The sequence below is a fragment of the Pseudomonas sp. LLC-1 genome (genome assembly GCF_002992185.1).
Classification (GTDB): Bacteria; Pseudomonadota; Gammaproteobacteria; order Pseudomonadales; family Pseudomonadaceae; genus Aquipseudomonas; species Aquipseudomonas monteilii.
In genome coordinates, this window is record NZ_LUVY01000010.1 from 74,140 (window position 1) to 88,191 (window position 14,052).

The 14,052-nt window shown below is 52.9% G+C and carries 12 protein-coding genes and 1 pseudogene; 7 read left to right on the top strand and 6 right to left on the bottom strand.

Annotated features, from left to right (window positions below):
* Positions 1-141 precede the first annotated feature (141 nt).
* Complete coding sequence (locus A0O30_RS08915) at positions 142-645, bottom strand: helix-turn-helix domain-containing protein (protein ID WP_256589640.1); 504 nt, start codon at positions 643-645, stop codon at positions 142-144.
* Between the two features lie 196 nt (positions 646-841).
* Here A0O30_RS08915 and A0O30_RS08920 point away from each other — a divergent pair, with 196 nt between their 5' ends.
* The 4 genes from A0O30_RS08920 (at position 842) to A0O30_RS08935 (ending at position 4,202) form a co-directional block, all read left to right on the top strand.
* Positions 842-1,396: a hypothetical protein gene (locus tag A0O30_RS08920; RefSeq protein ID WP_105946242.1), complete on the top strand. Its 555-nt coding sequence runs from the start codon at positions 842-844 to the stop codon at positions 1,394-1,396.
* Positions 1,397-1,553: 157 nt separating this feature from the next.
* Entirely contained in the window at positions 1,554-1,760 is a 207-nt protein-coding gene (locus A0O30_RS08925) for a hypothetical protein (RefSeq protein WP_105946243.1), read from the top strand.
* Between the two features lie 262 nt (positions 1,761-2,022).
* Entirely contained in the window at positions 2,023-3,549 is a 1,527-nt protein-coding gene (locus A0O30_RS08930; protein WP_105946244.1) for an AAA family ATPase, read from the top strand.
* Complete coding sequence (locus A0O30_RS08935; RefSeq protein WP_105946245.1) at positions 3,546-4,202, top strand: HNH endonuclease; 657 nt, start codon at positions 3,546-3,548, stop codon at positions 4,200-4,202. The genes A0O30_RS08930 and A0O30_RS08935 overlap by 4 nt, the downstream gene beginning before the upstream one ends.
* A 105-nt stretch (positions 4,203-4,307) precedes the next feature.
* Here the strand turns inward: A0O30_RS08935 and A0O30_RS08940 are convergent, their stop codons facing one another.
* The 3 genes from A0O30_RS08940 to hrpB all read right to left on the bottom strand — a co-directional run bounded on the left by A0O30_RS08940 (position 4,308) and on the right by hrpB (position 10,774).
* Positions 4,308-6,500 (bottom strand): DEAD/DEAH box helicase, encoded by a 2,193-nt coding sequence (locus tag A0O30_RS08940; protein WP_105946246.1) that lies wholly within the window; start codon positions 6,498-6,500, stop codon positions 4,308-4,310.
* Positions 6,497-8,116, bottom strand: a complete 1,620-nt coding sequence (locus tag A0O30_RS08945) for a dsDNA nuclease domain-containing protein (protein ID WP_105946247.1) — start codon at positions 8,114-8,116, stop codon at positions 6,497-6,499. The genes A0O30_RS08940 and A0O30_RS08945 overlap by 4 nt, the downstream gene beginning before the upstream one ends.
* 135 nt (positions 8,117-8,251) lie before the next feature.
* Entirely contained in the window at positions 8,252-10,774 is a 2,523-nt protein-coding gene (gene hrpB / locus A0O30_RS08950; RefSeq protein WP_105946248.1) for an ATP-dependent helicase HrpB, read from the bottom strand.
* A 38-nt stretch (positions 10,775-10,812) separates the two neighbouring features.
* On the opposite strand from hrpB, the gene A0O30_RS08955 reads away from it, so the two are divergent.
* On the top strand, positions 10,813-11,013 hold the full coding sequence (locus tag A0O30_RS08955; RefSeq protein ID WP_105946249.1) for a hypothetical protein: 201 nt from the start codon (positions 10,813-10,815) through the stop codon (positions 11,011-11,013).
* An 11-nt stretch (positions 11,014-11,024) separates the two neighbouring features.
* On the opposite strand, the pseudogene A0O30_RS08960 reads toward A0O30_RS08955, so the two are convergent.
* Positions 11,025-11,438, bottom strand: a pseudogene (locus tag A0O30_RS08960) (DEAD/DEAH box helicase); the annotation flags it as partial.
* Positions 11,439-11,555: 117 nt separating this feature from the next.
* Between A0O30_RS08960 and A0O30_RS08965 the strand changes: the two are divergent.
* Both A0O30_RS08965 and A0O30_RS08970 read left to right on the top strand, forming a co-directional pair.
* On the top strand, positions 11,556-11,975 hold the full coding sequence (locus A0O30_RS08965; protein WP_016712156.1) for a hypothetical protein: 420 nt from the start codon (positions 11,556-11,558) through the stop codon (positions 11,973-11,975).
* 24 nt (positions 11,976-11,999) lie between these two features.
* Positions 12,000-12,869: a cation diffusion facilitator family transporter gene (locus A0O30_RS08970; protein WP_105946251.1), complete on the top strand. Its 870-nt coding sequence runs from the start codon at positions 12,000-12,002 to the stop codon at positions 12,867-12,869.
* A gap of 3 nt (positions 12,870-12,872) precedes the next feature.
* Here A0O30_RS08970 and A0O30_RS08975 read toward each other — a convergent pair whose 3' ends face one another.
* Positions 12,873-13,703: a DUF6515 family protein gene (locus A0O30_RS08975; protein WP_105946252.1), complete on the bottom strand. Its 831-nt coding sequence runs from the start codon at positions 13,701-13,703 to the stop codon at positions 12,873-12,875.
* Between the last annotated feature and the right edge of the window lie 349 nt (positions 13,704-14,052).

Here is a 14,052-nt window from a genome sequence, read left to right on the forward strand (position 1 = left end):
GGCTGGCAGTCAGCTAGGTTTTGAATTACGTCAAGCCGGGCAACGGAGGTGCTCAATGCACAAGCAAGGCGAAGAAGACTGGCTCTAGTGACTGAACTAGGCCCACAGGATGGCTCATGAAGCAATGCGAGGGCTGATGCGTCAGCCCTTCTGCCAATGCCTCTGAACCGTTGAAGAAGGTATGCCGAGCTTTTCGGCGGTTTCCTTTTGTGTCAGCCCGGAAGCTTTGCACTCAAGCACCGCCGCAAGCCGGGCCTTCGAGACTTGAGCTCCGGAGGGCCGTGACCTCAAGCGTCCATCCTCAAATTCTTGGCTGAATTCGGCGAGCAAACCCAGGGCATCGAGCTGTTTGATCTCGGCCTGGATGTCACCAAGAACAAGCTCATAGTCCCGGTCGGAACGAAGTCCCGCTGCGAGGGCGAGCAACGTTATCGCTTTGACATCGAGCAGATTTGCCACGGCCTCGAGCGTGTCCATGGTCACGCTGACTTTGCCGTTCTCCAGATTAGCCACGTGCGTGGCAGTGACTCCTTCCGCTAACTGCTCAGCTTTGAGTTTCCTAGCGCGCCTGATCACGCGCAACACGGCAGCGAGCGACTCCCTCGAATTCACAGGATTGCCCTTCAAATCCGAGGATAAAGCCACATTGACCAAACCCATTCCATACAGGATATTTTAGAATGGGCATGGCGAGGTGATATCGCGGGCAAGACGAGCGGTGACCCCGCCGCCGCCAGGCCTCCGATCTGGGCTCTGCTTTCAGCGACGAGGGTTGAAGCACAGGGCGGACGGTGAGCGCAAACGGCCTACAGGCCCTCAAAGTGTAAAAGGATGAGTTTTAATGAAATTCGATTGCCTTAAAGTATCAGGCAAACTTGACTACGTTAAATCAGAAGTGCCGACCAAAGGCGGCTACACAGCCAAGGTCAGTATTGGGGGCGCAGTTATCCCAAACCTGGAAATTACTAGCAAGCTCTACGAAGAGCTTGAGGTGGGCGAGAACGTCACCCTGTATGGAATTTTTAAGAACGGGAAAGACAAGGATAAAAACACGGGAATTCTTTACGGTCTGATGAACCAAAGCGGGAACAAGTTCTTTGCTACCAACCTGAGATTCAGTGTACCAATGATCATCCTTGTTGCAGCTGTCATTGCAGCAGCATTTACATTCGTGGTGGGCTGGTTTGCAACGCTACTACCGCTAGCGTGGATTTACGTCAAAGCGGATGGTTTTTATACACTGCTGACCAACGTGGCCATTGCGGAGGCAGCATTGGTGGGAGGTTTTTTTGTGCGAAGAGCATGGGTAATGCTTAAAGCAACATCCGAGCCTGAGCAATGGGGCGAGATCGATCCGGCGACCCTTTCGAGCCGTTTCAGCAAGTACCACAAGTAAGCTGCTTGCGGGTACTCAAATTCGACATGCCCGCAAGCGGAGCGCGCAGGCGTGACGGATGTGAGTCCGACAGGGCCGAGACGCAGCTTGCTGCGGCTCGGTTCACGACAGCCGGTCTGCCGCAGGCAGCACGCCCAAACCCAACCAGGAGAAGGTGATGCAGAACGACAAAGACGACACTGTTTACTGCAACATCCGAATGCCAGTTGCTCAAGGCAGGCAGTTGCTCCAGGTCGTGAATGCTCTGCGAGAATCCCAGGCCCTACCCAGCCTGGATCGCGTATTCCAAGATATGCAGAACGAGCTCAGCATGAGCATCGAGAACGTCGACACCCCATCAACCTGGGGCCCTTGGTGCCAGTGAATACTGTACCGTCAACCGCTGTGCAGTCCTGAGCGTTCTCATAGGCGTCACTACCCACCGGTCATCCTCGAAGATCAGACTTATCCACAGATGGCCAAATCGCGCTTGTATAACTATCCACTGGCCGTACAGTGAACGCGATGGCATATTGCCCCTTTTGAACCTACCTCATGCTTGATGTCGATGAGCTGCAGGGCCCTCAGGGCCTGGCCCCCATGTCCGGTATCAAGCTCTGCTGTACAGTCGATAAGGATCATCATTGATGCGGTTTCAAATAGAGTCAGTCTGGGCTGATGGAAAAAGAGTATCTCTCAGCGACAGCCAGACAAGCGAATGGACAGACAACACATTTACAATGGTTGTAGGTCAAAACGCTGCTGGTAAAAGCCGGCTTTTAAGAAAAATTGTTAGCACCTACGTATTCGCAAAGCAAGAAAAGCCTTATTCTGAAGCTTTGACATCTTATTTCCGCAGCGTACCTGAAGATCCATCCAGGCACACAAGGACATTTACCGAACTTTTAAATCCTCCCTCTCAAGCCCGAGACTACCCGAATAGTATTCCTGCCCCGTCAGAATCGTATAGCAGGCCTCGCCCGACACCAATAAATGAAATTACAGAGGTGCCAAGCCTCTATTTCGTCCCACAACAATTTGCCCAATCAATAAATAGCTACAACGACGAAGAAATACAGATTTCTGCGGGGTCTGCTGTTTGTCCAACACATGTTATCGCAGTATCAACAGGACGCCATGACCGATTCCCGAGTTCGAGCCAATCTAGGAAAAAGCCAAGTGGGATCAAGTATAGCTATATTGGATCAGAGCGACCCAATGGAAGCAGCGTCCCAAGCAGCCTCTCTTCACTAATAGACGGAGTTATGAAGGGGCAGCAAAATGCATACAGGCTTTCTAAAATATTCGAATATCTAGGTTTTGCACCTTACCTCGACATAAAATTAGCTTTAGACATCAAGCAATTCTATAGGCTGCAGGACGCAGAAAAAGCAGAAATACACTTTAACTGCACCTCGGGGATTATTGAATTCTTATCCGACGACGTTAGTTACCTCCCTTACGGCGACGACTACCAATATAAATTCTATGACACATTAAAGCGCCAAAAAAAATCCCACCTGGAAATTTACCTCTGGGATCTGGATGCGGGAGCCGGAGAAAACCTACTAGGGGAACTTTCAATACTTTTAAGATTTGGATTAATAAAGATATATGACATAACACTAATCAAGAGCAGCAACAAGTCCCGACTACGGCTGAGCCAAGCAAGCTCAGGCCAGCAATGTATGCTTACGATGATGTTGGGCATCGCAGGCTCTATTCAAAACGGTGCGTTAATTTGTATTGACGAGCCGGAAATCAGCCTTCACCCAGAATGGCAAAGCAGCTTAGTTAAACAACTTCAAGAAGTTTTCGCTGATTACCATGGCTGCCACTTCGTAATTGCAACGCACTCTCCTCAATTAGTGTCTGGACTCGTAACTGACAATGGGTATGTTTTAAACCTTGAAGAAAGAAGGCTTTACAAGCCCTATGAATACGCAAAGAGATCTGCAGACTTCCAACTCGCAGAGATATTCCAGTCACCTGGTCAGAACAACGAATACCTATTACGCACCACCCTAATACTTCTGACAAAAATCTCTAAGCGAGAAGATTTCAATCAAAATGATAGGGATACGATAAAAAAGTTATTCCAAATCCAAGGCAAAATGAGTAACACCGATCCGGTTTATCACCTGATCAACCAGCTCGAGGCACTGTACCAATGAGGCCCATAGTCTTTAACCGGGAAGACTCCGACTACATTGAAAAATACGACGGTGTAAACCATAAAATATGGAACGAAACCACAGGGCCAATGGTTCCCCTCAGAGCGTCGATCCGCAAACACTACCTTGAACAACAAGGTTATAAGTGTGCCTATTGCCGAATGCTCAAAAGAGAAAACCACGGACTGAGTTGGGACGTAGAACATATCATTGCAAAGTCGGCGCATCCCAGATTTCTATTTGAGCCTGAAAATCTTGCCCTCGCATGTAAGGAATGCAACTTGAGCAAGCTCGACCAAGACGTACTGACTGGTGCACTAAGACAAAAAGCACCGTTCCCTAAAGATAAAGAGTCCTACAAAATCATACACCCTCACTACGACAAGTATGAGGATCACATGGAGATCGCCAACTTCTCAGGAAAAGTAATATACATACCAAAAAACAACCATAAAGGCAGAGAGACATTTATCATTTGTGACCTGCTGAGGTTTTCGTATGAATATGGTGAGTGGAAAGATTTTAGTTACGCAATAACCAAGAAAGTTAGTGATTTCTTGAACACCTGCGCACCCGACGCAACCCCCCAAGAAATATCAAAGTTTCTCGGAACGATAAATTTCACCATTAACCCAGACTTCGCTGAAAGCTAACCCACTAAATAGTTCAATATCTTCAAGGTAGCATGACGCCGTTTCCAGATACAAAAGACCGGCTCTATGGCCGGTCTCAGCACTCCACAAGGTATGGCAGAACAATCAGTCTCTCAAACTTGGATAAAGCGTTCTCTTCAAAAAGGAACGATCAACGACACTCAAGCTAATCCAGCTCTCCTCATTATCACGTAGAAACTTCGCCATCTCATCTACATCAAGATCTTGAGGGGCTCCAACAAGACTGTTAAGTCTCTGAAGCGTCTGAACAGGCACCCCCATTTCCTCTAAGCCAGCAAGACCAGGAGGAAGATGGTAATGTTCAAAAATTCCACGCAACCTAGAATAGTCTACCTTGGAGTTTATATTGCGTCTTTTGGCATACAGCTTCACCACGTCTTCAAGAATGCCTAGAAGTTTTGGCACTGTATGTCCGAAAATATTGATTACCACCTTTAGATCATCATTAATGCAGATAGATAAGTCTTCGACTTCTCCTCTCTCCAAACGCGCCTTTGACTGATCAATCTGGGACTTGAAGTATTCGGCGTACACAGAGGTGTACAAATAGTTTGTAAGCTTTGCGTGGATCACTGAGGTATTTTTCGTGGGGATACGTACCCTACGAAGAGCTCCTGCTTGAAACCTGGTCAGTGCCTCTGCTAACACATTCAGAAACGCGCCAGAAGGCATCCAATGAAAAATTGCGGACTGCAGGTCGGATTCTGAAAGCATCTCCACAAAGGAGTAAATCTCTCTGAACGTTTCTAAGCTGAAGGAGCTATGCCGCTTGAGCAGATCTACGCCGAACTCATCAACATTCTCATCTCGTTCAAACCTAGACTGAGAATAGTCACTGAGGTGTTCAGGCTGAACACCCACCAGGAGGTTCATTGGCGTCGTATCATCTTGGATGCCCAGTGGGATATCTACTTCCTGATTGAACGAATCCTGTGGTATTGACTCAAGGCAGTAAACCTTACCTACAAAATGAACCCCCATCCGACCAGCACGACCTTTAATATTCCCATGCGTGAACTTGTCGATACTAAAATTGCCATCCCGGTTGTCATATATAACAACATTTTTAGCAATTGTGTTGACCCCTTCAATAATCGTCGAAGTACAAATCAAATAATTGATCTCACCTCGATTGAAAAGATCAATAGTATATTGCTGCAACGCACGGGGCAACCCGCCAAAGTGAAGACCAATACCATTGCGTAACGCTAAGCAATAATCCCAATCCCAATCATATTCTTCTGCCACCCAGTTCAAATGAGGGCTATTGAACTTCGTGCCAAAACCATTGGCTGCCAAAGTCCTAGCAACACCACCAGCAATAGCAGAAGACTTACAGTAGATTATAGTGGCTTCCCCACGACACTTTTCTGCAATGGCAAGAACGGCTTCCTCCTTACCTACCTCATCATTGGGTAATAAATTCAATGACTCGACATCCAACGCGACAGTATTAAAATCAGATGAAATGAAAGTGTACTCCAACCCAAGACTAGCCAAGCCAGTGACACTATTGATAAATGGGCCAGTCATATAAAACTGCTTGGAAGCCTTGAGAAGCTTGCTTAATGCAATATTAAGCTCAATCACTCGTTCATTTTCGTAATCAATTTTCCCACTGGCCCGCTGCTGGAATGCAAGCTTGTAAAATTCGTCAATTACGAAAAAATCAATGTCTAAGATATCTTGCCGCTCATTGACCCTCTCTTGGGTGAGCACATATATAACCTTACCACCAGTTGATTCCTGTGAACTGTGATGAATGATCTGATATGACTCTCCAAATCTTTCTTGAAGGCGCCTACGAGTCTCGTCGGCAAGTGCAATGGTGGGTACAACCAAAACCGCCCTGCGCACCAACCCTAAGCCAATTATGGAATCTACAACCGCACTTTTCCCCATACTGGTTGGAGCGCTCAATACGACATTCCGCCCAGCTCTAAGAAGTTCAAAGACCTGAAACTGCATTGAGTGGAAGACGATGTCGTCAGAAAACGGCGTTTGGTATATACCTAAAGCTGCTCTTTCGCTCACCGAGACATCCTGAAACTCCTTCTTCAAGTACGGATACAATCCGGCTTTGCGCACAAGATTTCGAAGCAGCGGCGTGTAGTTTGAAAACTTTGGCCTTGCATCCAAGGCACGGATGACTAAGTCCCTACCCATATGTAAAGAAACAGGATTAGACAGCAGTTTGTCAGCGGCTCGTAGATAAGAAAATGCAGAGGAATCCTGGGTATCAAGGAGCAGTCGAGCACTGTCATAAATACTGTTCATTTTTCGTCTCTCATCTTCTTTTCCAACAAACCACACAAGTCGTCGAAGCTTGGAGCGGGATAGATATAAAGCTCGACATTCAGCTGGGCATAAGTCGGATTAGTCGTCAAATCCGATATAAAGTCAACGAAAAGCTGGTAGGCTTCCTGATATAAATTGGTTTCATGACCTTTCGTCTCAGGAATTGTCAACAAGTTGGACTCATAACCGAAGAAAATTACGAACCTAAAACGATCCAAATGATCCTCAAAAGAATTGCTTGTATCTAGGATTTCATCAACATCATGACTCAGTAGGTAGGAGTCTTCTTTAACATCAAGGACTGTCTCCCTGACTCCATCTAGGCCGGTGACAATATCATCGTATAGTGCATCTCTAAGGTCACGCAATACTTGGGATACGGTTTTTGCCTTAGTTAACTTGCTGACTCCAAGCCACAACTCATCTCCACCTTTAGAGCGCTGAACGATATGGACATTCTCAAACACCTTCAGGTCGTCTTTAGAATCCAGGTAAAGCGTGGCCGGTATAGGTTGACTATCATGCCTCAACCTCATTACCGAGTGCAGCAGAGCATTCCCAAGAAATTGCTCTAAATCGGTGGCATTATCGGCGAGTCGCGCCCTCAATATCCTATACTTTTCCGTGGCACTAGAGCTTATAAAGTCAGCAATCTCACTTGGCCTTAGCAAGAGTTCATCAAACCAGTGACAGATATTGTTAGCAATGTGGTCGTAGCGGTACTGACCCAATTGATAACGCTGATGGAGAGCTAGCCCATTCCTACTAGGAGCTGGACTAAAAAACGGGGCCTGAAGTTGCACCAAGATACTTGGTAGTTTCCGATGCACGTATACCTTAGCGTGAGAATTAACGCGATCATAGAATAACACCTCAGCTTTGAACCAAGCGAGAAAGTTATCTCGATGATAGGTTTTATCATCCTCAACATAAACGCGCCTATCCAGCGCGCTTTTCTTGGTCATAGTTACAAGAATATTGATCCATATACTTTCAACCACAGACTCCACACTGAGAATCACACCATAAAGACTCTGCGCAGCCTTTCTTATATTATCAAGAGCCGTAAGCTCTATTTCTCTCAGGCTAGGTATAACGTGCCACCAACAGGCATCAACCCAGTCGGCTATTGAATTCCCTGCCGGAGCAATATAACCCTTCAACTTACCATCAAGTCCGTCGATAAGATCTTGACGACCAGGTTTGCCGTCTCGCTTTGACATTTCAATCTCTAGAAAATCTAGCGGATCTGAGCAATCCCTAGGAGACAATATTCTAAATCTACATCTTTCAAGCGGTGCGGATGCGCACTGCATTGACTTGTGGACAATAGAGCTATTCGCAATAAGCTTTTTGTCTGCACCGCGAGAACGGGTTGTTACTGTACTGACAGACCAACGCGGCTTGTCGGAAGTTTTAACCTGGATAAACTCTGTGTGCGTACTATAGAGAATGTCGATGTCATCAGTAACCTCGCACCTGACAGCCTCAATCTTCTTGTGGAGCAGCATCTCGGTTACGAAAAGCGCCGCAGCACAGTCCTGATAAAAGAATCCAAGCTTGGCTGCTACGCCGCCCGCATTGCTCGAGTCCATCACCTACTTCCATGGCTTTTGGCGCTCAAGGCTATGTGAAATCAGAGGTTGCGTCCATGCCTAATGGCCTTGCGCCACCCAGGCAACGACGGAAGGCGGGCGGAGAACCATAAACCTCTAAGAAAGCACCTGGATTCAGGACTTCCTCGGCTTGGCTTTAGCAGTGGCCTCGGCCACTAAAGGATCTTCGGGCCAATAATGCTTTGGGTATCTTCCCTTAAGATCCTTCTTCACCTCTGCATATGTGCTGCGCCAGAAGTTCGCGAGATCTTGAGTGACCTGCACAGGCCTGCGGGCCGGCGACAGGAGATGCAGAATCAACGGCTGCTTGCCATGAGCAATGCGTGGAGTTTCTGCCAGGCCAAACAGCTCCTGCAGCCGCACTGCGAGGATTGGCGGATGCTGCGAGTAGTCAATGCGGATATTCGATCCGGACGGCACCTGGATCGCCTGAGGCGCCTGGGTCTCCAGCTCCTGTGGAAGCGGCCAAGGCAGAAGGTTTCTGACTATCGACGACAGATCCAGCTGACTGAAGTGGCTGAGCCTAGTGACTTTGCCAAGGTACGGCGTGAGCCACTCTTCGAGCGTATCGAGGAGGTTGGCATCGCTGAGATCAGGCCATTTGCTCTCTGCCTGGCCATTTTGGATATCCAACTGCCGCAACAAATCGACCCGTGCCTGCCACTGCCGTAGTTCAGGGTTCCACGGCAGGAGCTCAATGCCCTTGCGCCTCACCAGGTTGACCAAAGCCAGCGAGCGGGTTTGCTCATCAAGACTCGGCAGCGCTCTTGTCGACAAAATAAGCTGCCCAACCTTCAACTGCCGCTCAGCCTTCAGTACCCCTTCCCTCTCGTCCCAGTCGACCTCATCGACATACCTCACAAGGTCGGCCAACTCGTCATCGAAAAGAGCCGGATCGAGGTCACTCGCCAGGTAGATCCGCTCTTCGCGCTGCCCTTGCCGGCTACCCAAGTCGGCCACCACCAGCCACTCGTGCTTCGTCAGAGCATCGGGCTCTGAGAACACGGCAGCACGACCGTTAGAGAGGCGGTACTCGGAAGCACATGCACGCCTCTGCAGGCCGATTCGGTCAGGGTAGGCGAATGCCAGGAGGCACCCTACCCACCGTGGGTGATCGAGCTCGCTGACAGGGCTGGACGCTTTCACACGCAGCAGGGATCGGTACTGCCGAGCAGACTGCTTCACCCTCTGGAAGGAACCACCACTACGACGTGAATGTTGCTCGCCTGACAGGGCACTCAGCCTGGTGTGAAGATCGGCGCCTGCTCCACGCAGGATGTCCTTCTCACCCAACAGCGCCGCAATGTTGCACGCTAAGTCATCCAGGCCCATCTCATTGCCTTTGATGAGCATGTGAGCGATCCGTGGATGCGCTGGGAGCTCGCTCATGGCTGATCCGTGTGGTGTGAGCTGTCCAGCATCATCGAGCGCGCCCAGGCGCTTCAACAGGTCTCTGGCTTGGCCGAAAGGAGCTGACGGAGGTTGGTCGAGCCAGGTCATCTCTTCCGGTTTCATTCCCCACCTTGCCAGCTGAAGAGCCAGGGCTGCGAGATCCGCCTGTAGGATCTCTGGAGTGCTATAGCCGGCCATTTGCTCGTGCTGCGACTCCGACCACAGGCGATAGCAGACACCTGGCTCCAGTCGCCCTGCCCGCCCCGCACGTTGGGTTGCACTGGCCTTCGAGATACGCTGCGTGTCGAGTCGGGTCATGCCACTGCGAGGGTCGAACCTTGGAACTCGCTCAAGACCACTGTCCACCACGACCCTGACGCCTTCGATGGTCAAGCTGGTCTCGGCGATGTTCGTGGCCAATACGATCTTTCGGGAGCCTTTGGGTGCTGGATCAATAGCAGCGCGCTGGGCGTTCAAGTCGAGATCACCATACAGCGGGCATACGATGACCTCTGGACGGCGGCTCAACTGCTCCTTGAGGTCTTCTGCCACCCGCCGAATCTCTGCCTGCCCAGGAAGGAAAACCAAAACACTTCCCGATTGTTCATTGATGGCGGCCAAGCAGGTGTCTGTGATTCGCGCATCGATTCGCTCGCCCGGCTGATAGGGGCTACCCCAAACCGTCGAGACCGGATACATCCGCCCTTCACTGGTGACCACAGGCGCATCATTCAGCACCTTTGACAGGCGAGCACCTTCCAGCGTTGCGGACATTAGGAGCAGCTTAAGCGGGGGCTCATCACGTAGCAGTTCGCGGGCACTCAGGCACAGAGCCAGTGCAAGGTCAGAATCAAGATTTCGAAGATGGTACTCATCGAAGATGACCACGCCCACACCGTCCAGTGCAGGGTCATCTTGGAGCCGGCGAGCCAGGATACCTTCGGTGACCACCTCGATCTGGGTTCGCGGGCCTACCTTGCTCTCAAGGCGAATTCGGTAGCCGACAGTCTCCCCAACCTTCTCACCTAGCTCACTCGCCAAACGCTCTGCAGCCGCCCGAGCAGCCAGTCGACGGGGCTCAAGCATCAGGATCTTCTGGTCACCAAGCCAAGGTTCATTCAGCAGCGCCAGGGGCACCCGAGTGGTCTTGCCCGCTCCAGGTGGCGCTTCAAGGATCACTTCATTGCGGTTGGCCAGGGCCTCTCGTAGGTCTGGCAATACGAGGTCAATAGGTAGAGAAATCATCGAGGCTCCCAAATCAGGGAAGCATTATACGCTGGGCGATGAGTGATGATCTGGGCTTAAGAGTGCCAGTCAGGATCAGTGAGCTACCTAAGCGCACCACTAAAAAACAGGAGGAGCGAGAGCAGAAGCAAGGGCAAAAGCTAAGGCAGGAGCAGGAGCAGGAGCAGGAGCAGGAGCAGGAGCAGGAGCAGGAGCAGGAGCAGGAGCAGGAGCATCAAAGCCTTGTGGGCTTTGATTGAAAAGCCTGACAAGCAAAAGCAGAGAAAGAGCTAATCAGCAAATCGTGAAACTCATCGAAGATCAGCAACCCCACGCCTTCCAGCGCCGGGTCAGCCTGCAGGCGGCGGGTAAGGATGCCTTCGGTCACCACTTCGATACGGGTGTTCGGCCCCACCTTGCTGTCCAGGCGAATGCGATAACCCACGGTCTCGCCCACCTGCTCGCCCAGTTCGCTGGCCAGCCGCTCGGCAGCCGCCCGCGCGGCCAGACGCCGGGGTTCCAGCATGAGAATGGTCTGCCCGGCCAGCCACGGCTCATTCAGCAGCGCCAGCGGCACGCGGGTGGTCTTGCCGGCGCCTGGTGGTGCTTCAAGCACCGCTTCGTCACGTTTTTCCAGGGCTTGGCGCAAGGCGGGCAAGACGGCATCGATCGGTAATGAAATCATGGTGGTCCTCGAACAGTCTCGCGAGTATAACGGCGAACCCAGCCTGCTCTATCATGGTCTTAAGCTTCAGGCGCAGGCGCTTCGCTTGCCCTGCTGAATACCTTCTCGGAGATTTACATGCGCATCTCGACCCGCGTCATCGGTGGCGCCCTCATCGCCACCCTGCTGACCCAACTGACGGCCTGCGGCACCATTTTCTATCCAGACCGGCGCGGCCAGATCGGCGGCAAGATCGACCCTGTGGTTGCCGCAATGGACGCCATTGGCATCCTGTTCTACGTGATCCCGGGCCTGATCGCTTTCGGCATCGACTTCGCCACGGGCGCCATCTACTACCCGGGTGGCCGCACCGCCCAGGTCGACCCGGCCAAACTGCAAGAAGCCGTAAGCCCCGACGGCAAGGTCGACAACCTGAAGCTGCAGGCCATTCTTGAAAGCGAGCTGGGCCAACGCCTGCCGCTGAACGACCCAAGGCTGATCCAGCACCGCGGCAGCGTCGAGCAACTGGCCAGCCTTGGCCTGGTGCCGGCAGCCTGAAACCCACACGGACATTGACCACGGATGATCACCCCGGCTGAACACCAGCGCCTGCTACGCCTGGCCACCCGCGCATCACTGGCGGTGGCCAGCATCCTTGTACTGAGCAAGGCGCTGGCCTGGTGGCTGAGCGGCTCGGTGAGCCTGCTGGCCGGGCTGACCGACTCGGCACTGGATGCCGTGGCCTCGTTTCTCAACCTGCTGGCGGTGCATTACGCCCTGCGACCGGCCGACGACGACCACCGTTTTGGCCATGGCAAGGCCGAAGCGCTGGCAGGCATGGCGCAGGCACTGTTCATCGCCGTCAGTGCAGTGCTGATCGGCGTGCAGGCAGCCGAACGCCTGCACACACCGCAACCCTTGGGCGATACCGGTATCGGTATTGCCGTGATGCTGCTGTCACTGGCGCTGACCCTTGCCCTGCTGGCATTGCAGCGCAAGGTCATTCGCCTGACCGGCTCCACCGCCGTGCGGGCCGACTCCCTGCACTACCGCTCAGACCTGCTGCTGAACAGCAGCATCCTGTTGGCCCTGTTGCTGGCGCGTTTTGGCTGGCCGCAACTGGATGCGCTGTTCGGCCTAGGCATAGCCTGCTACATCCTCTGGAGCGCGCTGCAGATTGCCCGCGAAAGTACGGCGATCCTGATGGACAAGGAACTGCCCGGCGATGTTGGTGAAGGCATGGCCGCACTGGTACTGGCCATTCCCGGCGTGAAAGGCGTACACGACTTGCGCACGCGGGTATCGGGCAACCAATGGTTCGTGCAGTTGCACCTGGAGCTGCCGGGGCAGTTGCCGCTGCATGAGGCGCACGGGTTGTGCGTTGAGGCATCAAAGGTGATCCGCCAGCGTTATCCACAGGCGGATGTGATGGTGCACGCAGACCCGGTATAGCGATCAGTTGATGCTGTAGCCTCGCCCACTGAAGCAAGCCCCCAGCGCCCGCCGGTAGTTGTCCAGCACATTGGCAGGTGGTGCATACGTCGCCGTCGCCGGGTCGAAGCCAGACTGGCTCACCGCCCATCGATGGCACTGGTAGCGGTCCTGGTCCTGCTGTTGTTGCCCCTGCCCATACATCGGGTAAGCCACCACGTCATAGCCGCCGTTTGCCGGTGCCACCGGCGCGGGCGCGGGTACGCCGACCGGCGGGTTGACCACCACGTACTCCTGGCTGTCCGCCAGGTACTGGTAATAGGTATCGGCCACCAGGAAGAACAGCGCCCCTCCCAGCCAGACCTCACGCGCATAGGAAGGCAGGTAACTGACCCGTACGCCGTAGGGCGGGGCCACTACGATGTAACTGCCACCGTGTGGGCGGTACCAGTAGCCACCGGAATAGAAGTAATCCGCGCCACGGTAGGGCACTTTCCAGTAACGGTCGGGGAAATGATCAATGGTGTGGCCCGGGCGATACTGCGGCCCAGGCCCCCAGCCATTGCCATGGCCATCCGGGCGCCCCTGCCAGTCACCGCCGGGCCGTGGGCCACCGGCTTGCCAGTGGTGGTCGTCGCCATGGCGATGGGGAATGTCCTGGTAATAACCCTGGCGCGGCGGCTGGGTCTGGCGCACTTCATCGCGCGAGTTGAGCGAGCGGCCTGGCCCGCCCTCGCCTTGCACCTGCTGGCCGCGTTCGCCATGCCCCTCGCCCGGCCCTTCGGCCAGAGCCCCGAGGCTGATGCTCAAACCCAGCAAACCAACACCTGCCAACTGCCAGATGCGCGACTTCATGGTATTCCTCTCGGTAGAAAATACAGCAACCACAGCCAGTCTACCGCGCCCGTCGCAGAGGCCAATTAAATTTCCAGACATGAAAAAAGGGAGGCCGCAGGGCCTCCCTTCAGGAATTGTCGTCCGTGCTCGGCACTTGTGGCGCCGGCTCACCTCACACCGTCTTCTGGAGGGTGTGTAGCCCGGGGGCCTGCAGATCCTGTTGGATGGCTGGCCGCGACCGCCCGCCTAGGGCGCGTCGCCGTGGACTGATGTCCGGGCAGTGATTCTGGTGATAAAGATACCGGACAGGTTGCGGCAGAGGATTGCGAAGATTGCTCGGATAAATAGCACTTGCGCAATTTTTCAC